The 19,531-nt window shown below is 37.8% G+C and carries 19 protein-coding genes, 1 tRNA gene and 3 riboswitches; of the genes, 19 read left to right on the forward strand and 1 reads right to left on the reverse strand.

Going from position 1 to position 19,531, the window contains the following annotated elements:
* Positions 1-63: 63 nt before the first annotated feature.
* The 9 genes from ppaX (at position 64) to GI584_RS23825 (ending at position 7,519) form a co-directional block, all read left to right on the forward strand.
* A complete protein-coding gene (gene ppaX, locus GI584_RS08860) occupies positions 64-705 on the forward strand; it encodes a pyrophosphatase PpaX (protein WP_153791013.1) in 642 nt (213 codons plus the stop codon).
* Between the two features lie 2 nt (positions 706-707).
* Positions 708-1,250, forward strand: a complete 543-nt coding sequence (locus GI584_RS08865; RefSeq protein WP_153791014.1) for an acyltransferase — start codon at positions 708-710, stop codon at positions 1,248-1,250.
* A gap of 272 nt (positions 1,251-1,522) precedes the next feature.
* Positions 1,523-2,533 carry a tetratricopeptide repeat protein gene (locus GI584_RS08870; RefSeq protein ID WP_228552376.1) on the forward strand — a complete coding sequence of 337 codons (1,011 nt, stop codon included), beginning with the start codon at positions 1,523-1,525 and terminating at the stop codon, positions 2,531-2,533.
* Between the two features lie 71 nt (positions 2,534-2,604).
* Positions 2,605-3,555 (forward strand): thioredoxin-disulfide reductase, encoded by a 951-nt coding sequence (trxB, locus tag GI584_RS08875; RefSeq protein WP_100361024.1) that lies wholly within the window; start codon positions 2,605-2,607, stop codon positions 3,553-3,555.
* 397 nt (positions 3,556-3,952) lie between these two features.
* On the forward strand, positions 3,953-4,834 hold the full coding sequence (rapZ, locus tag GI584_RS08880) for an RNase adapter RapZ (protein WP_100361023.1): 882 nt from the start codon (positions 3,953-3,955) through the stop codon (positions 4,832-4,834).
* Between the two features lie 2 nt (positions 4,835-4,836).
* Entirely contained in the window at positions 4,837-5,790 is a 954-nt protein-coding gene (locus GI584_RS08885; RefSeq protein WP_100361022.1) for a gluconeogenesis factor YvcK family protein, read from the forward strand.
* Between the two features lie 34 nt (positions 5,791-5,824).
* Positions 5,825-6,772 carry a DNA-binding protein WhiA gene (gene whiA, locus GI584_RS08890; RefSeq protein ID WP_100361021.1) on the forward strand — a complete coding sequence of 316 codons (948 nt, stop codon included), beginning with the start codon at positions 5,825-5,827 and terminating at the stop codon, positions 6,770-6,772.
* Positions 6,773-6,873: 101 nt separating this feature from the next.
* On the forward strand, positions 6,874-7,131 hold the full coding sequence (locus tag GI584_RS08895) for an HPr family phosphocarrier protein (RefSeq protein WP_100361020.1): 258 nt from the start codon (positions 6,874-6,876) through the stop codon (positions 7,129-7,131).
* Positions 7,132-7,375: 244 nt separating this feature from the next.
* Entirely contained in the window at positions 7,376-7,519 is a 144-nt protein-coding gene (locus tag GI584_RS23825) for a hypothetical protein (protein WP_018930962.1), read from the forward strand.
* A gap of 94 nt (positions 7,520-7,613) precedes the next feature.
* Here GI584_RS23825 and GI584_RS08900 read toward each other — a convergent pair.
* Positions 7,614-7,686, reverse strand: a tRNA-Arg gene (locus GI584_RS08900).
* A gap of 337 nt (positions 7,687-8,023) precedes the next feature.
* On the opposite strand from GI584_RS08900, the gene clpP reads away from it, so the two are divergent.
* The 10 genes from clpP to GI584_RS08950 all read left to right on the forward strand — a co-directional run bounded on the left by clpP (position 8,024) and on the right by GI584_RS08950 (position 19,516).
* Positions 8,024-8,620: an ATP-dependent Clp endopeptidase proteolytic subunit ClpP gene (gene clpP / locus GI584_RS08905; protein WP_100361019.1), complete on the forward strand. Its 597-nt coding sequence runs from the start codon at positions 8,024-8,026 to the stop codon at positions 8,618-8,620.
* Between the two features lie 241 nt (positions 8,621-8,861).
* Positions 8,862-8,977: riboswitch (SAM riboswitch) on the forward strand.
* Between the two features lie 73 nt (positions 8,978-9,050).
* Positions 9,051-9,158: riboswitch (SAM riboswitch) on the forward strand.
* Between the two features lie 89 nt (positions 9,159-9,247).
* Positions 9,248-11,044, forward strand: coding sequence for a PLP-dependent aspartate aminotransferase family protein (locus GI584_RS08910; RefSeq protein WP_153791016.1), 1,797 nt, complete (start codon positions 9,248-9,250; stop codon positions 11,042-11,044).
* A gap of 25 nt (positions 11,045-11,069) precedes the next feature.
* Complete coding sequence (locus GI584_RS08915; protein ID WP_153791017.1) at positions 11,070-12,077, forward strand: aliphatic sulfonate ABC transporter substrate-binding protein; 1,008 nt, start codon at positions 11,070-11,072, stop codon at positions 12,075-12,077.
* A 31-nt stretch (positions 12,078-12,108) separates the two neighbouring features.
* Entirely contained in the window at positions 12,109-12,966 is an 858-nt protein-coding gene (locus GI584_RS08920; protein WP_100361016.1) for an ABC transporter permease, read from the forward strand.
* Positions 12,967-12,981: 15 nt separating this feature from the next.
* The gene (locus GI584_RS08925) at positions 12,982-13,710 is read left to right on the forward strand and encodes an ABC transporter ATP-binding protein (protein ID WP_100361015.1); all 729 of its coding nucleotides are present in this window, start codon (positions 12,982-12,984) and stop codon (positions 13,708-13,710) included.
* Between the two features lie 24 nt (positions 13,711-13,734).
* Positions 13,735-15,420, forward strand: coding sequence for an acetate--CoA ligase (gene acsA / locus GI584_RS08930; protein ID WP_153791018.1), 1,686 nt, complete (start codon positions 13,735-13,737; stop codon positions 15,418-15,420).
* Positions 15,421-15,432: 12 nt separating this feature from the next.
* A riboswitch (SAM riboswitch) is annotated at positions 15,433-15,541 on the forward strand.
* A gap of 76 nt (positions 15,542-15,617) precedes the next feature.
* Positions 15,618-16,535 carry an alpha-hydroxy-acid oxidizing protein gene (locus GI584_RS08935; protein ID WP_153791019.1) on the forward strand — a complete coding sequence of 306 codons (918 nt, stop codon included), beginning with the start codon at positions 15,618-15,620 and terminating at the stop codon, positions 16,533-16,535.
* Positions 16,536-16,710: 175 nt separating this feature from the next.
* On the forward strand, positions 16,711-17,673 hold the full coding sequence (locus GI584_RS08940; RefSeq protein ID WP_153791020.1) for an L-lactate dehydrogenase: 963 nt from the start codon (positions 16,711-16,713) through the stop codon (positions 17,671-17,673).
* A gap of 440 nt (positions 17,674-18,113) precedes the next feature.
* Positions 18,114-18,368, forward strand: coding sequence for a glutaredoxin family protein (locus GI584_RS08945; RefSeq protein ID WP_100361011.1), 255 nt, complete (start codon positions 18,114-18,116; stop codon positions 18,366-18,368).
* 119 nt (positions 18,369-18,487) lie between these two features.
* Positions 18,488-19,516, forward strand: a complete 1,029-nt coding sequence (locus GI584_RS08950; protein WP_100361010.1) for a sugar-binding transcriptional regulator — start codon at positions 18,488-18,490, stop codon at positions 19,514-19,516.
* The last annotated feature ends 15 nt before the right edge of the window (positions 19,517-19,531 follow it).

Below are 19,531 nucleotides of genomic sequence, written 5' to 3' on the forward strand. Positions count from 1 at the left end.
GGAACTTTGAGCTTTTGCTATGTTCAGGCAAAAGCTCGTTTCTCGTCATTTGGAGGTAATAGCATGAAAGTAAAAACGATTTTATTTGATTTAGATGGAACGTTAATCAATACGAATGAACTGATTATCGCTTCCTTTAGCCACACACTGGAAAAATACGGAGATCGTACGTATACGAGAGAAGAAATCCTCGATTTTATTGGACCGCCATTAGCGGATAGTTTGAAAAAAGTGAACCCTGAAAAAGTAGAAGAAATGATGGTGGCTTATCGAGAGCATAATTATGCCAACCATGAAAAATATGTGGAAGCATACCCAACAGTCGTTGATACCATAAAAAAATTGAAGGAATCAGGATTTCAACTAGGAATTGTCACTACAAAACTAAGCGATACCGCTAAATTAGGTTTGAAGATCACAGGAATGGATCAATTGTTTGATATTTTGATTGGTCTCGATGATGTTGACAATGCCAAACCTCATCCGGAACCAATATTAAAAGCTATCGATGAATTAAAAGCAAATCCGATGACAACGATGATGGTCGGAGATAACTACCATGACATTGAAGCAGGTCATAATGCCGGTGTCCAAACTGTAGGTGTAGCCTGGACGATAAAAGGCAGAAAAATTTTAGAAGATCATGATCCAGATTATATGTTAGAAGAAATGAGTGACCTATTAAAAATCGTTGGAGTGGAATAAACATGCGAAAAACAGATCGATATCGTGTCCATGGTGCCAATAGTTTGTGGCATGTCTATAAAACTGTCCCTTTCTGGAAAGTCATCAAAAACTTTATTGTTATTCAGCTTGCTAGATACACACCTTTTCTAAAACTGAAAAATGCTATGTATCGCAGCTTTTTGAGGATGGATGTCGGAAATAAAACAGCATTTGGACTAATGGTCATGATAGATATTATGTTTCCGGAAAAAATTCATGTTGGGGATAATACGGTAATCGGTTATAACACCACGATTTTAGCTCACGAATATTTAATTGAAGAGTATCGTTTAGGGGAAGTCCGTATTGGTGAGGAAGTAATGATTGGCGCCAACAGTACTGTTTTACCTGGAGTAACGATAGGTGATAGAGCGGTTGTCGCAGCAGGAACGGTTGTACATAAAGATGTCGAAGCTGGAACCTTTGTAGCGGGTAACCCTATGCGGGTAATCTATACGAAAGAAGAAATGCAGGAGCGTAAACAAAACGATGCTTTCTTCCAAAAAGCTGATGATCGAACATGAGATTGTCAGCTCTTTATTATTTTTACGTTACTGTCAGTGGGTAGTCCCGAAAATGCAGTCATAAACATATACTTATACCAGATACCAGTTAAATTCTTGTTACTGAACAGGCTCGCTCGTTTCTTTTCCATATCCATTTACGTACAGTAATCAGCCATTTATAAAAAGATCTTTCATTGTGGTCAAAGTGTGTTATAATGCTAAAGTCATTGTATTTAAATGAAGGAAAGATCATATATAAACTTTGTAAGAATGGGAGGGGAACCCTAAGCGTGTCTAATCCATATCAAATAGAAGGAAACATCATACCTTTCATACCTGAAGGGGATTTTTATTTTTCAAAAGGAGTAGAAGCTTTTCAGAAACGAAAATTCGACCTCTCCTTAAAATGGTTTAAAAAAGCGATTGCTGAAAAGCCTGATAATGCGTTATATAAATGTCAGACATCGATAGTTTACACGGAAATTGGTTCGTATCATTTAGCTAATCAATTGTTGACGAAAGTACTAGCAACACATGGTGAAGATTATATCGATTGCTATTACTTAATTGCTAATAATTATGCGCATTTAGGATTACTACAGGATGCGATAAAATATGCTGAATTGTATGTAGAAAAAGCGCCTGATGGTGAGTTTACAGAGGAAGCACAATCCTTATTAGAAGTTTTAGATTTTAGTGAAGAAGATGATGATGAAGATGACGATGAATGGATGTTAGAGGAAGAAGATGACCTTTTAATTTATCAGGAAACAGCTTTTTATCACTTGGAGCGTGAGGAATGGGAAGAAGCGATTGCTATTTTAGAAGAGATGATCGCCTTGTTTCCAGAGTTTTCACAAGCAAGACATGAGTATCATTATGCATTATTTTTCGTTGGTGAACGGGAAGAAGCGATTGCGATGGAAGAAAAGTATTTAAAAGATCATCCGGATGCATTGTTCAGTTGTATGAATTTAGCGATCTTTTATTCACACGAAGCCAATGAGGAGAAGCTACAGCATTATACCGAGATGCTTGATAATATTTACCCGATTCATGAGCAACAAAAACTGAGAATTGCTGTGACATTAACTCAAATCGGTCTTTACGAAAAAGCTTTGCAACGATTCAAAATGTTGCATAAATCAAAGCTAAAAGGTCATCCTTCCTATTATAGATGGTATAGTACTTGTCAATATTATTTAGGAATGAAAGAAATGGCACAACATTTATGGGATGAAGGCTGTAAGCAACATAATATCCTAGCCATGCAGACACCTCCATGGAAGTGGAAGAAGTGAGCAGAATAGTAGACCTTTTATTTGGACCATAGGATAATGGGTTTAAGTTAAAGAAGAAAGGAATGACGATAATGACAGGAGAAAGAATATACGATGTTATTATTGCAGGTGCTGGACCAGCTGGTATGACTGCAGCGGTTTATACATCACGTGCAAATTTAGATACATTAATGCTTGAAAGAGGTATTCCAGGTGGACAAATGGCAAATACGGAAGATGTCGAAAATTATCCAGGTTATGATCATATCCTGGGTCCGGATTTGTCGAATAAAATGTTCGACCATGCCAAAAAGTTTGGTGCTGAATATGCGTATGGTGACATTAAAGAAGTAATAGATCATGGTGATTACAAAACAATTGTCGCTGGAGCCAAAGAATATAAAACGAAAGCAGTCATCATTACAACAGGGGCACAATTTAAAAAATTGGGTATCCCGGGTGAAGATGAACTTGGTGGACGTGGTGTATCTTATTGCGCAGTTTGTGATGGAGCATTCTTTAAAGAAAAAGAGCTTATTGTCGTAGGTGGAGGAGACTCTGCTGTTGAAGAAGGTGTATATTTGACAAGGTTCGCTAGTAAAGTGACAATTGTACACCGTCGTGATGAATTACGTGCACAAAAAATACTGCAAGATCGTGCCTTTAATAATGACAAAATTGATTTTATTTGGGATACGATTGTGAAATCAATTAATGAGAAAGACGGAAAAGTCGGCAGTGTTACATTGTTTAATAAAAAGACTGGTGAAGAATATGAGCATAAGACAGACGGTACTTTTGTTTATATCGGAATGGTGCCGTTAAGTGAACCATTTAAATCGTTGGGTGTTACGAATGAGGAAGGTTATATCCCAACAAATGAGAATATGGAAACAAGTGTGCCAGGCGTATTTGCTGCCGGGGATATCCGTGAAAAAGGCTTACGTCAGATTGTAACAGCAACTGGTGATGGCAGTATTGCGGCACAAGCAGCACAAGCATATATTGAAAATTTAGAAGAAGCTGTAAATACACCAAGTTAGGGCTGTAATCTTTTCGACATATATACGTAATTAGAAATTAACGTGGCTGTAACACGGACGAAATATAAATTAGATATAATGTAGTTAACTAATTGACCCCCTTTTTAATAAATATAAGACTTGACGGCATAGGTTTCCATACCTATGCCAATTTTTTTGGAATAATAACTATGTGATGGAAAGTTATATGGGAAGAAAATATAGCAAAAATAGATGTTTTTTTCGTGATGAGATAGAAAATAAAGTAAATTACACCATAATGGCGACAATTAGACATATTTTAAGTACGTAATATCGGTTATTTTTGGTGGTAGAGGTCAATCACTCCGTGTATAATAGAGATATAAATAATTTTAGCATCGTTACATATATTTGAGAAAGAGAGGAGTGTTTGATCATGGGGAGACAATCTGAGGAAACAAAACTAGTTATTATTACTGGGATGTCAGGTGCAGGTAAAACAGTCGCCGTTCAAAGTTTTGAAGATCTTGGTTATTACTGTGTTGATAACCTTCCACCAGCACTCCTGCCGAAATTCCTTGAACTCATGAAAGACGCCACAAATAATATTCAAAAAGTAGCACTGGTAATGGACTTACGGGGCCGAGAATTTTTTGATACATTATTTGAAGCACTAGACACGCTTGGCCAAGAAGAATGGCTAGAAGAACATATATTATTTCTAGATGCGAATGACCATGTTCTTGTATCCCGTTATAAGGAAACACGACGTTCTCATCCATTGGCCCAAGACGGACTACCACTAGAAGGAATTCATGCCGAACGAAAAATTTTGGATGAACTCCGCGGACGAGCACAACATTTTATTGACACATCCAAATTAAAACCAAAAGAATTGCGCGAAGAAATTGTGCAACGCTATAGTAAAAAGGACCAAGAAATATTTTCGGTCCATACTGTTTCTTTTGGATTTAAGTATGGATTGCCAATCGATGCAGACTTAGTATTCGATGTCCGTTTCTTACCGAATCCACACTACGTGGAACAAATGCGACCGCTCACGGGTTTAAATACGGAAGTTTCTTCTTATGTGTTTAAATGGTCTGATACACAGAAATTTTTAGAGAAGACGATCGACTTATTGCAATTTATGCTTCCGCAATATAAACGTGAGGGAAAAAGCCAGATCGTGATTGCGATTGGATGTACTGGAGGACAACACCGATCGGTTGCAATTGCCGAGCATCTAGCAAAACATTTTCAAAAAAATTATGTCACACATGTCAGTCATCGTGATATAAAGAAACGAAAGGAATAACAATGTCACAATCCGATCTTAAAAAAGTAGTAGTTATCGGTGGTGGAACGGGTATGCCGGTTCTTCTCCGAGGACTAAAAAAACAACCAATTGATTTATCCGCTATTGTAACAGTTGCAGATGATGGCGGCAGTTCTGGTCGCTTGCGGTCTGAAATGGAAATGCCAGCACCAGGAGATATCCGTAACGTTATTGCCGCACTTTCTGATGTCGAACCAATGCTAATGGATTTATTTCAACACCGTTTCACAAAAGGAAATGGTCTTTCCGGGCACTCAATGGGTAATCTCTTGTTAGCAGCAATGACATCTGTTACGGGAGACTTCTACAATGGTATTAAGGAAATTTCGCGTGTGTTAAATGTAAAAGGGAACATTTATCCGATTGCCAATCAAAACATGTTTCTTCATGCGGAGTATGAAGATGGTGAAGTAGTAGTTGGGGAGTCCAATATACCGAAAGCTAATAAACGTATTAAACGCGTTTTTCTACAGCCGAATCCGGTACTTCCATTACCGGAAGCTGTATTGGCTATTCGTGAAGCAGATTTAGTCGTGATTGCACCAGGCAGCTTATATACAAGTACATTACCAAACCTGATCGTTCCGCAAATTGGCGAGGCATTGCGCAATACCAAGGCAAAAGTTGTCTATGTATGTAATGTTATGACGCAAGCTGGTGAAACTAATCATTATACTGCATCCGATCATGTACAGGCGATCATGGATCACATTGGTACCGGATGTCTTCAATCAGTTATTGTTCACAATAAAACAATCGCTCGTGACGTGCAAATGGTATATGCCGAAGAAAATGCTGAACCAGTAAAATATGATCTTGATAGGTTACGTCAAATGGGCTTGGAAATTATTGAAGAGGACATTGTGAAAGAGCTTAACCACTCACTACGTCATGATACGGACAAAGTAGCAAAAGTGTTATGTTCGTTAATCTAGCCGATAGCGGCTGGAATAGAGGGGAGGGAGAAAGTTGTCGTTTGCAGCAGATATAAAAAAAGAATTAACGAAAGTCGAAAGTGATGATTGTTGTCAACAAGCAGAGTTAGCGGCATTGATTCGCATGAATGGTGCCATCTCTTTTTCGAAAAATCATTACTCCTTAGATGTACAAACGGAGAATGCAGCAATCGCACGTCGTATTTATACGTTAATTAAATCTATATACCAAATACCGGTAGAGTTATTAGTACGTAAAAAAATGAAACTTAAAAAAAATAATGTCTATATCGTCCGAATGAATGAGGGCGTAAAAGAGATGCTACAAGACATGGAGATATTAGTGGAACCACTACAATTTATTCGTACGATTTCTAAGAAATATACGAAAAAGCAATGTTGTCGAAGAGCTTATTTGCGAGGTTCATTTTTAGCTGGTGGTTCGGTTAATAATCCAGAAACTTCTTCCTATCATTTAGAGATTTATAATTTCCATGAAGAACACAATCAATCATTGTGTGATTTATTGAATGAATATGATCTTCATGCTCGGATTTTGGAACGTAAGAAAGGTTTCATTACTTACATTAAAGAAGCTGAAAAAATTACCGAGTTCTTAAATTATATTGGGGCACATCAAGCATTATTTAAATTCGAAGATGTAAGAATCGTTCGAGATATGAGAAATTCTGTGAATCGTTTAGTGAATTGTGAAACAGCCAACTTAAATAAGACAATTGGTGCAGCATTCAGACAGGTTGAAAATATCCGTTTTATTGACAAGACGGTTGGGCTGGATGCATTACCAGATAAGCTACAGGAAATTGCAAGGCTGAGAATGGAACATCAAGATGTTTCCTTGAAAGAATTAGGTGAGATGGTATCCGGTGGTAAGATCAGTAAATCTGGCATTAATCACCGACTCAAAAAAATCGATCAATTTGCAGATCAAATAAGAAAAGAAGAAGTCACGATAAGATAAACAAGAGGAGGATCTTTCCTCCTCACTATATTATAAGAATAGGATAAGCTATTCCATAGTAAAATAAAATGATAGCGCTTACCAAACAGGAGGGGTTTAGAATGCTAGAGAAAGATGTGGTTATTGCAGTAGATCCGGGGTTGCAAGCAAGACCGGCGGCTCAATTTGTACAAAAGGCAAACAGTTTTACTTCGGAGATATTTATTGAAAAAGACAACAAACGAATTAACGCTAAAAGTATTATGGGGTTAATGAGTTTGGCTTTGTCAAAAGGAAATACAATAAAGATTATTACGGATGGAAGTGATGATCAGGAAGCATTAGACGAACTAGTCAATTTTGTCGCAGGTAAAAAATAAAGTAGTGTAAGATGTTTGGATGATTAACACTGCCTTGTTGCAGTGTTTTTTACACATTAAAAAACATAATATTAGCAGGCTAGTAATTCGATGTAGTGAAAATTTTGAATGAACAGGACATTCTAGTATCGGCGTTGGTCATAAGATGTGACCAACGTTAGCCGATGCAAGTTTTTCTGATTGAAAAATATGAACGGCACAATAAGATAAGGTAAATAATAAAAATGTTTTAAGGAGTGACAGAATGAGTCTCAAGTCGAGTATATATAAAATTTTGCGAATATGGAATGATGTCGATGCAGTGCGTAAAGGTAGAGCGGGAAAAAGAATAGGCCGCCGAGTAGCAGGTAAAGCAACAGGTAAAGCGCTAAGAAAGTTGTTTAAATAACAGAACTGGAATCAATTCTACATAAAAAAGCACTTCTCATATCCATAGTTTGATGTGAGAAGTGCTTTGTTTGGAGTTAACCTGTTATGAAAAGCGCGCCCGGAGGGATTTGAACCCCCGACTCATGGTACCGGAAACCATTGCTCTATCCCCTGAGCTACGGGCGCATAAAGTGAGACTTCTCTCAGTGGAAAAAAATGCCCACTGAGGGTTAGCGTCCGTTACCACATTTAACTTCTTCGATATTTAACCTAGAAGTGAGGATTCTACGGACGATTAGCACCGTGATAAAATGCGACAAGAATAATTATAGCGAATCATTCGTATAATTTCAATACATATATTAAACTTTGAATATTTGATCTTACATGTTTAATTCGCTAAAGTTAAGGGTAGGATGAAGTTAGAAAATCAAATCGTTTGACCTTTTTTGACCATTCGGTTAAGATAAAAATAGTTAGAATTCATGAATGAAAAAGCAAGTGTTAAAAGGAGGAATTTTTCATGAACTTAATCCCTACAGTTATTGAACAAACAAACCGAGGCGAACGCGCATATGATATTTATTCACGCCTTTTAAAAGACCGAATTATTATGTTAGGTAGTGGAATCGATGATAATGTTTCAAACAGTATTGTAGCACAGATGTTATTTTTAGCAGCAGAAGATCCAGATAAGGATATTTCATTATACATCAATTCACCTGGTGGTTCTATTACTGCTGGTATGGCTATTTATGATACGATGCAATTCATAAAACCAAATGTATCAACTATCTGTATTGGTATGGCAGCATCCATGGGTGCGTTCTTATTAGCAGCTGGTGAACCTGGTAAACGTTTTGCATTACCAAACAGTGAAGTAATGATTCACCAACCATTAGGTGGTACACAAGGTCAAGCATCAGATATTCAAATTCACGCTAATCGTATTATCGAAATGCGTAAAAAGTTAAACCAAATTCTAGCTGATCGTACTGGTCAACCAATAGAGGTTATCGAAAAAGACACAGACCGTGATAACTTCATGCCAGCTGAAAAAGCAAAAGACTATGGTCTAATCGATAAAGTAATGGAAAAGAAACCATCAGACCTAAACTAAAGAACAAAAAGTGGCGGAATTGACCGCCACTTTTTTTGTGAAATAAAAAGTCGATAGTAAAATCGAAAAGTTGCCAGTAAATATCCCGAAGTTGCCAGTAAAATCGAAAAGTTGCCAGAAACCTCATAGTTGAACTTTATTTGTATCAATTTTCAGAAAATATATTGACATCATTTTGGCATCATGCTAAAGTATTAAATATCGAAAGTAAAAAGCGAGTAAATAACTCGGAATTGAATATTTCTTATCGAGAGAGGTGGAGGGATTGGCCCTATGAAACCTCGGCAACCATTAAGTGAAACGTCATTTAATATAGGTGCCAATTCCACTAAGTACTAATACTTAGAGAGATAAGGGAGCGAATACTAACATTCAAGTCTCTCTATCTCTATATAGGGAGACTTTTTTAATGGAAAAGTGAATAATGGAACTCTTATCCAGAGAGGCGGAGGGACTGGCCCGACGATGCCCAGCAACCATTAAGCAACGGCTTAAAAGGTGCTAATTCCTGCAGGATACTTATCCTGAAAGATAGGAGGAAGACTACTGATATTTCAGTTAAAGCCTTCTTCTTATCGAAGAAGGCTTTTTAATTTTTAGAAACATGACTTGGGGAGGAAATAAAAAATGACTGATTACAAACGTTCAACTTACGATCCGGAAACAATTCATCTACATGGGGGGCAAGCGCCTGATCCAACAACAGGTTCACGAGCAGTACCGATCTATCAATCTACTTCTTACGTGTTCCACGACACAGAGCACGCAGAAAGATTATTTGCACTAGATGAACCTGGAAATATTTATTCCCGAATTGGGAATCCAACGGTAGATGTTTTTGAAAAAAGAATGGCACTATTAGAAGACGGCGTTGCGGCTGTCGCGACAGCATCAGGCATGTCAGCTATTACCCTATCGATCCTTAACCTAGCAAGTGCGGGGGACGAAATCGTCGCAGGTGTTAACCTTTACGGTGGAACGTACAATTTATTCAATGTAACACTTCCACGCTATGGAATTAACGTTAAATTCGTTGATCCTACAGAACCTGAAAATTTCAAAGAAGCTATTACAGATAAAACAAAAGCTGTATACGGTGAAATTATTGGTAATCCTGGATTACAAGTTTTAGATGTAGAAGAAGTATCTGCAATCGCACATGATGCCGGCATACCATTAATTATTGATAATACTTTCGCTACACCATTCGGCTGTAAACCGATCACATTAGGAGCAGACATTGTCGTTCACTCTGCAACAAAATGGATTGGTGGTCATGGTACATCAATAGGTGGAATTATTGTCGACGGTGGACGTTTTAACTGGAATTCTGAAAAATATCCAGCATTTACGGAGCCGGATCCAAGCTACAACGGCATCCGCTATGCAGTAGATTTTGGAACATTGGCATTTATTACAAAAGTTCGCGTTCAATTATTGAGAGATTTTGGTGCAGCTTTAAGTCCATTTAATGCTTTCCAATTGTTACAAGGGCTAGAGACGTTGCATATTCGTGTTGAACGACATAACCAAAACGCTCAAGAGCTTGCAGAATACTTAGAGGAAAATGAAGCAGTGGAATGGGTAAGATACCCAGGACTTGAAAGTCATCCATCCCACGAGTTAGCAAAACGAATCTTAAACAACGGCTTTGGTTCGATTATTGTATTTGGTATTAAAGGTGGACGCGATGCAGGACGTGACTTAATTAACAATGTTGCACTGTGGTCACATGTTGCGAATGTGGGAGATGCAAAATCACTAATTATCCACCCGGCTTCTACGACACACCAACAACTAACAACAGAAGAACTTGACAAAACTGGTGTTTCAGAAGAATTAGTTCGTTTATCTGTAGGGATTGAATCCGTACGAGATATCAAAAATGATTTAGATCAAGCATTAGTAAAGGCAACAGGAATTGGTGAAGAGAAAGAAAGACAAATTGTTGTTAACGATGAAGGTATTATCAAATGGGCATTAAATTCTCCATATGAACGATACATTGAAAATGGTGAAGAAGTAACTCGACAAAAAACATTAGCTGTCGTTGGACTTAGTGGAAAAGAAGCAAGACCTAGTTATCGTCTGGCAAGAAAAATGCAACGACTAGGGTATAAAATCATTCCAGTCAACCCGAGAGAAACAGAAATTCTTGGAGAAAAAGCTTATCCCGATCTAAAAAGTGTTCCGGTTGATATTGATGTTGTACAGGTGTTCCGTAGCCCAGAAGCAGCAATAGAAATTGCCAAAGAAGCAATTGAGGTAAATCCAAAAGTATTCTGGTTGCAAGAAGGGGTTGTATCACCAAAGGCAGAAGAAGTAGCGCTTGAAGGTGGCTTGCAAGTTGTTCATAACCGTTGCACATATAAAGAAGCACAACGTTTAAGAGGAACGATTTCCACATATGCATGTGAAATTTAATTAAAAATTATAGGGGGATATTATTATGAAAAAGGCACCATTAATTGATTTAAGAAGCTTTTTTGCCATTGCACTATTTGGCGTTATTATCATCTTAGCAGTAGGCTGTTCATCAGACAGCCAAGCTGACCAAGGGAAACCATCGGAGATTCGTTTAGATTATGCATATTATTCGCCTACAAGTCTCGTGTTAAAGAAATTTGAATGGGCAAAAGAAGTATTCGGCGAAGAAGATATTGATGTAAAATGGACGCTTAGTCAAGGAAGTAACAAAGCGATTGAATTTTTAAATAGTGACAGTGTTGACTTTGGATCAACAGCAGGTGCAGCAGCACTTATTGCAGAATCTAATGATGTACCTTTGGAAAATGTCTATATCTACTCTCAACCTGAGTGGACAGCATTAGTAACAAACGAAGGATCAGGTATTGAGACGATCGAAGATTTACAAGGTAAAAAAGTAGCAGCAACTTTTGGTACTGATCCATATATTTTCTTAGTAAGGGCATTGGATTCAAAGGGATTAACAATCGATGATATTGAAGTGGTGAACTTACAGCATGCCGATGGTGGCAATGCACTAGTTAATGGGGATGTAGATGCATGGGCAGGTCTTGATCCACATATGGCCAAACATGAACTGGAATCTGGATCAGAGTTATTTTTTCGAGATATAGATCTTAATACGTATGGTTTCTTAAATGTTCGTGAGGAATTTGCTGAGCAACATCCAGAATATGTTGAAAAAGTAATTGAATTATATGAAAAAGCTCGTCAATGGGTACTAGATAATCCGGATGAGGCTGCAGAATTATTGGCGGAAGAGGCTGAAATTAGTGTGGATGTTGCCAAAATTCAGTTAGTAGAAAGAACTGATTTTTCTAATCCATTACCTGGAGATGAACATGTTGAAGCTATCATGGCTGCTGGTAACGTGTTGAAAAATGCAGGAGATCTGGAAGAAGACGACGATGTCGAAGCATTAACAAATGAACTAATCAATCCAAAGTATGCAGAAGCAGTAATCGAATAAAAAGTTTGAGGAATTTGGGAGGGGCAATAAAATGGCTGAGCAACAAAATGACGTAACAGCTGGCTATGTAAAACCAGCAACATCAGAAGTGAGCGGGAAAAATGTATCCATTAATAAGAATAAAGATTCACTGGTTAAGACCGTGGCTATGGGTAGTATCATTCCTGTCATTTTAATTGTAATATGGGAGATTTTAAGTCGTGCTGGTGTTGTCCCTTCTAATCAACTTCCAGCGCCAACCACCATTCTTGATAAAATTGTGAGCATGGCACAGGACGGGTCACTTTGGGGACATGTATGGATTACAACCTATCGAGTGCTTGCAGGTTTTATTATCGGAACCGTTGCAGCAATTGTTCTTGGGTCATTCGTCGGTTTTTATAAAAAGGCAGAACAGCTTTTTGATCCGATGATCCAGGCATTTCGCTCCATTCCATCTTTAGCATGGGTTCCACTGTTTATTTTGTGGATGGGTATTGGTGAAACATCAAAAGTAACAATGATTGCAGTTGGGGTATTTTTCCCTGTCTATTTAAATATTGTCAGTGGCATTTTAGGTGTAGATCGTAAATTAATTGAAGTCGGTAAAATGTACGGATTAAATACTTTTCAATTGGTGAAGCGGATTATTTTGCCAGCTTCTTTACCTTCCTTTTTAGTAGGAATGCGTAGTGGTTTAGGGCTTGGTTGGATGTTCGTAGTAGCCGCAGAATTGATGGGGGCAAGTCAAGGTTTAGGATTCTTACTCGTCTTTGGACAGAATATGTCTCGTCCTGAAACCATTTTAGCAAGTATCATTCTATTTGCGATTATCGGTAAATTAACCGACTGGATTTTAAAGCTAGTAGAAGATCGTTCCTTGCATTGGCAGGACCGTGTTCAGAAATAAGAAAGGATGAAAGAAATGAGTCTAGCATTAAGAGATGTAAGCCGTTCATTTAATGGAACTACAGCTGTAAAAAATGTCAATCTAGAAGTGAAACCTGGTGAAATAATTGGCTTGCTTGGAACAAGTGGATGTGGGAAAAGTACCTTATTAAGAGCAATTTCAGGACTTGATCCGGAATACGATGGTGAAATTGAAATTAATGGCACAGTTTCAAAAGAAATTCATGATACAACCGGTTTTATTTTTCAGGAGCCAAGACTTCTTCCGTGGTTAAATGTGTTAGAAAATGTGACATTCGGTTTGACAGGTAGCCGTAAGGAAAAGGAAAATAGAGCTATTGATTATTTAGAAAGTGTAGGTTTAAGAGGAAAAGAAAGGCTATATCCTCGTGAACTATCAGGAGGTATGGCTCAGCGTGTAGCCATTGCAAGAGCGTTGGTGACATCACCAGAAATTCTCCTTTTGGATGAACCGTTCAGTGCACTTGATGCTTTTACTAAAATGCAATTACAAGATCTATTATTGGATGTGTGGAAAAAATATCAGTCTACTATCGTATTAGTCACACATGATATTGATGAAGCAACCTATCTCTGTGACCGTGTCGTTATATTAAGAGGGCAGCCAGGAGAGGTAGATAGAGAATTCACTATTGAGCAAAAGCGACCAAGAGATCGCGGTAGTGAAGAGTTAGCACATTTAAAATCAGAAATTTTGGAATCTTTAGACTTAAACAAAAAGTAGCCGGCCATCAAGGGGGATAATCAAATGACACAGCAAGCAACAACACATATAGCAACAATAGAAGGTGAATATAACCTTAGTAACTATGAGGCAATTCGTGATAGTTTTGAATGGTCAGATGCAAAAGCTTTATTATCTGCTGCTAAAACAGGAAAAATTAATGCTGCATATGAAACAATTGATCGTCATGTCGATGAAGGATATGGAGATAAAATTGCCCTTCACTATATTAATGATGATGAAAAGCGATCTTACACGTTTAAAGAAGTAAAAGATCAAACCGATCATTACGCCCGCATTTTAAGAGAAAATGGAGTAACTAAAGGAGACCGTGTTTTTGTATTTCTCCCTAAAACACCAGAATGCTATATTGCCATATTAGCTGTTATTAAAGTAGGTGCAATAGCAGGCCCTTTATTTGAGGCATTTATGGAAGAGGCAGTTAGAGACCGTATTAATGATTGTGATGGAACATTACTGATTACCGATCAGGAATTAGTGAAACGTGTTCCCAAAGACGATATTCCATCACTGGAAAAGATTCTTTTTGTAGAGGATATCGAGAAAGAACCATTACAACCAGTTGACGGTGACGAGTATATAGAATGGGTAGACTGGGAAAACGGCTTAATCATTCATTATACGAGTGGCTCTACTGGTAAACCGAAAGGCGTGTTGCATGCCCACCGTTCGGCCCAACATCATATCGTAACAGGTAAATGGGTACTCGATATTAAAGATGACGATGTATATTGGTGTACGTCCCACCCGGGCTGGGTGACAGGCAGTGTGTATGGATTGTTTGCTCCACTACTGAATAGAGCAACAGTTGTGATCCAAGGTGGGCGCTTCAGTGCAGAGAATTGGTACTCCTTAATTGAAGAATTAGGGGTAACTATTTGGTATAGTGCACCGACAGCTTTCCGTATGTTGCTGTCAAAAGGTGACCTCTACAAACAATATGATCTCTCGTCTGTTCGACATGTGCTTAGTGTCGGTGAACCATTAAACCCTGAGGTGATCCAATGGGCATGGAATAGTTTGAATGTCCGTATTCATGATACGTGGTGGATGACGGAGACAGGTGGGCATTTAATCGTCAACCTTCCTGCTGAGAAAATTAAACCAGGTTCAATGGGAAGACCTTTTCCTGGCGTACAGGTTGGTATCTTAGACGAAGAAGGTAATGAGTTGCCTCATGGTGAAGTCGGTCAATTAGCGGTTCGTACACCGTGGCCAGGATTAATGAAAGAGATTTGGGGAAACAAAGATAAATTCAAATCGTATTTCCAGTATGAGGGATGGTATATCTCTGGAGACCTAGCATTACAAGATGAAGAAGGGTATGTTTTCTTCCAAGGACGTAATGATGACATGATCAACTCAGCTGGTGAGCGTATTGGTCCATTTGAAGTCGAAAGTAAATTGATCGAACATCCTGCAGTAGAAGAAGCTGGTGTAATAGGCAAACCTGATCAATTACGTGGTGAATTAGTCAAAGCATTTATTACATTAAGATCTGGACATGAAGAATCTGATCATTTATTAGAAGACATCCGATTATATGTTAGAAAAAATCTTTCAGCACATGCTGCACCAAGAGAAATTGAAGTAATGGATGAATTACCGAAAACGAAAATCAGTGGAAAAATTTTAAGAAGACAATTAAAAGCATTAGAAATCGAAAGAGCTAATAAAGTAAAAAATTAAAACATATAGATACTCTTATGAAGAGTGGTGGAGGGACTGGCCCGATGAAACCCGGCAACCTTAAGCAATTTTATGCTTAAAAGGTGCTAAATCCAGCAAACTTTTGTTTGAAAAATAAGAGGGAGATAATAGTTTGAGTCTCTCTTGTTTATCAAGAGAGACTTTTTGTTTCCCTAAATTATTAGGAGGAATATAAAATGGTAAAAACAAAATTAAAAAGAAGTTTCGTAGAAGAATTAGAGGAAGTAGCTGAAAAACAATTATCAAAAGAAGCTAAATTATATTTAGATCAAGTAACATCTCAAAAGGCAACTTCTACGTCATTTATACTCAATAGCACGTCACCATCTAAATTGAAAATTTCCCCACTGTTATTAGGAGCAGTTGGTGCACAGACCTATTTTCATGAAGATGGTGAATTAGCAACGGCACAAGCGGCCGGTAAACAAGGTGTACCTTTTATCGTTAGTAGTCATTCATCCTATAGTTTGGAAGAAATAAGTGATGCTGTACCGGATAGCGAGCTCTGGTTTCAAGCTCATATTTTTCAAGACCTGGAACTTACCAAACATTTTATCCAACGCGCTGAATTAGCAGGATATCAAGCTATCATTTTATCCGTTTCTAATGATGAGATTTATCAAAGAGCAGATCAATTAGAGAAGGGAACTACCAACTTTGTAGTGGATCCGATTTTCGCCAAAAAAAATCACCATAGTAAAAGAACTCTTTCTGATCAAGTGGCTCAGGAATATCAAAAGCGTTACGTTAACTGGGATGATATACAATATATTAAACAATTTACAACCTTACCAATCTTTGTATACGGAGACTTGTCACTAGACGATGTCCGCTCGACCCTGGAGCAACAAGTTGATGGTATAATCCTGTCCAATATTAATCAATCCAATCTCGATTTACTGGAACAGATTAACATCATAACTAGTGATAGGGTAACCGTAGTTGTTGAAACAGAAGTGAAATCTAAAGATGAATTAAATCACTATTTACAATATGGTGCTGATGCTATTTCGATACGAAAAAGTTATATTTACGGATTATCGACATCAGGTGTTTTAGGTGCAGAAGAAACTATTGCTCAATTATTTGAATAATTGTCAGAGATATATTGTTTCATAAGTGTCTTAAATGGGATATAGTATAACTATATCCCATTTTTCACTAAAACGAAGAATGTTTAAAGGATATAGTATACGTAAAACGAAGGCTTTTGCCAATACGACTCGGTGATAAACCAAGTTTTTCTCATGATGGAAGGAATGGTTGTTTATGACAATTCGTAAGACAAAATTAAGAAAAGTAGTCGTTATCGGAACAGGATTTGTAGGAACTAGTTATGCTTATGCGTTGTTAAATCAAGGTGTCGTCAATGAGGTGGTCTTGATTGATTTGGATCAAGCAAAAGCGGATGGTGAAGCTCGAGACTTAAATCATGGCATGGCTTTTGGCAATCCGATGCGTATTAAAGCAGGAGATTATGAAGAGTGTCATAATGCAGATTTAGTTGTCATCACAGCTGGTGCGAATCAAAAACCTGGAGAAACAAGATTAGACCTAGTGACCAAGAATGCGAAAATTTTTAAAGGGATTGTTGATAAAGTCATGGGTGTGGACTTTCAAGGCATTTTTGTCATTGCAACCAATCCGGTTGACATTTTAACACATCTGACAAGGAAAATTTCAGGATTGCCAAAGGAACGTGTCATTGGTTCTGGGACGATTCTGGATACTGCGCGATTCCGATATTTATTAGGAGAACACTTTGAAGTTGATCCACGTAATGTACATGCTTATATCATTGGAGAACATGGTGATTCAGAATTGCCGGTATGGAGTCATGTGCAAATTGGTGGTGTACCCCTAAGTCAATATGCAGGTATCGATAACTTTCATCAAAATAATGACATGATAGAAATATTTGAGAATGTACGAGATGCTGCCTATCATATTATTGAACGGAAAGGTGCGACCTATTATGGGATTGGCCTTGGATTAGTTCGATTAACAAAAGCAATCTTAAATAATGAAAATGCTATTTTAACTGTTTCAGCTAAATTAGAGGGGCAATACGGATTAAATGATCTTTACATCGGTGTACCAGTTTTGCTAAACGAAAACGGCATCCGCGAAGTCATAGAACTAGACCTAACCGAAAAAGAAACCCAACAACTACACGAATCCGCCGCAGTCATCCAAGAAATGATCGACACAGGAATGAAAGCAATAAAATAATCACACGTAGTTTCCTGATAAAATCCAAAAGTTCAAACTTTTGAGCACAAAAAAACATAAACTGCGAAGTTACTCTCTTGTGAATTTGCTTTCTTCCATACACTTCATAAAGAGTGTTGGAATACCGCTCCGGCAAAATACTCCGCTTTCCGTGGGCACGGCCTCAGCTAATTTGGTAAAGAAAACCACTTTACTAAGTGGATCTTCATCGCGTCAGTTCCCACAGGAGTCTGCGTATTCTGCCTACGCTAATTTTAGTGTTGTACTTGTGCCCTTGGGTGAAAGCGAGTATTTTTCCGTAGCGACGGGTCACTCAATTATAATCAGAAAGGAAAGAAAACTATACTCCAATAATTGTCACTAGTTCGCAGTAGTTTATCAATTACTTCTACGTTGAGCAGGGTTGTCAGGATTTTTAATCAAGTCAGAGGGTGGAAATGATGCAATTAAAACTATATGGAAAAGAAAAATGCAGTCTTTGCGACCAGGCGAAAGCAACCTTAGAGATGCTGCAACAAGACTATTTATTTGAAATCGAAGAAATTAATATTTATAATGATGATGTACTGTTAGAAGCTTATCATCTCATGATTCCAGTCATCAAACACGATGACACCATTGTCGACACCGAAATTGTCGACATAGAAAAGGTCGAAAACTATCTAAAGAAGAAAAATAATTCAGAAAATAGTTGAGAGATGACAGACCATTTGATACAATAATTTATGGAAGTTGATTTTTTTTGTTCTGAGTGGGACGGAATGCGACTAGGAGGGACAAATATTCCCCGGAGGAAATAAAGGAGCGTTTCCGATTGAAGGATTTATTAGATATTCAAGAAAAATTATACCCGGATTTACTCGATATCATGCAGAAAAGATACAAAATACTTCAATACATACAAATGATGCAACCAATCGGACGCCGTAGCTTAGCTGAAAATATCAAACTAAAAGAACGAGTAGTTCGTAGTGAAATTGAATTTTTAAGCAAGCATGGATTTATTATGGTGACCTCGAAAGGGATGCGCCTTACTGATGAAGGAGACATGATTATCGAGAAGTTATCGTCATTTATGAATGAAATTTCCGAATTTCGTGTTTTAGAATCTCAAATTAAGGATAAATTACAATTGGAGCATGTAATTATCGTATCGGGGAATAGTGACACGCAACCATCCGTTAAACAAGATATGGGGAAAGCGTGTGTGCAATTTTTAATTTCTATATTAACTTCCAATCAAACAATAGCAGTGACAGGTGGTACATCGATGGCGGAAGTTGCCAATCAGATGAAGCCTTTAGAACATGCTGCGAATTGTACGTTTGTTCCAGCAAGAGGTGGTTTAGGAGAGCAAGTCGAAAACCAGGCTAATACCATTTGCGCACAGATGGCTAAAAAAGCAAATGGTAATTATCGCATGTTATATGTTCCTGATCCATTAAGTGAGGAAACCTATCATTCGATAATAGAAGAACCAGCCATCAAGGATATTTTAGAAATGATTCAAGATACTAAGATAGTCCTTCATAGTATTGGGGATGCATTTACGATGGCAAAACGCCGTAAAGCTTCTGAACAAGTATTAAATAAATTAAGAAGTGGTAAAGCTGTGAGTGAAGCCTTTGGCTATTACCTTGATGAGCAAGGCGAGGTCGTTTACAAGGTTCGCACTGTTGGTATGCAATTAGAAGAACTGGAACATGCGCAATATGTTATTGCTGTAGCTGGTGGTTCTTCGAAAGCAAAAGCCATTCAATCTTACTTTAAGCAAGGAAAAAGTAATGTGTTGATCACAGACGAAGCGGCAGCAAATGAGTTGTTAAAGGGTTTATCCCTTTAAATATAAATCATAAAG

This window comes from Gracilibacillus salitolerans, assembly GCF_009650095.1.
GTDB classification, from domain to species: Bacteria; Bacillota; Bacilli; order Bacillales; family Amphibacillaceae; genus Gracilibacillus; species Gracilibacillus salitolerans.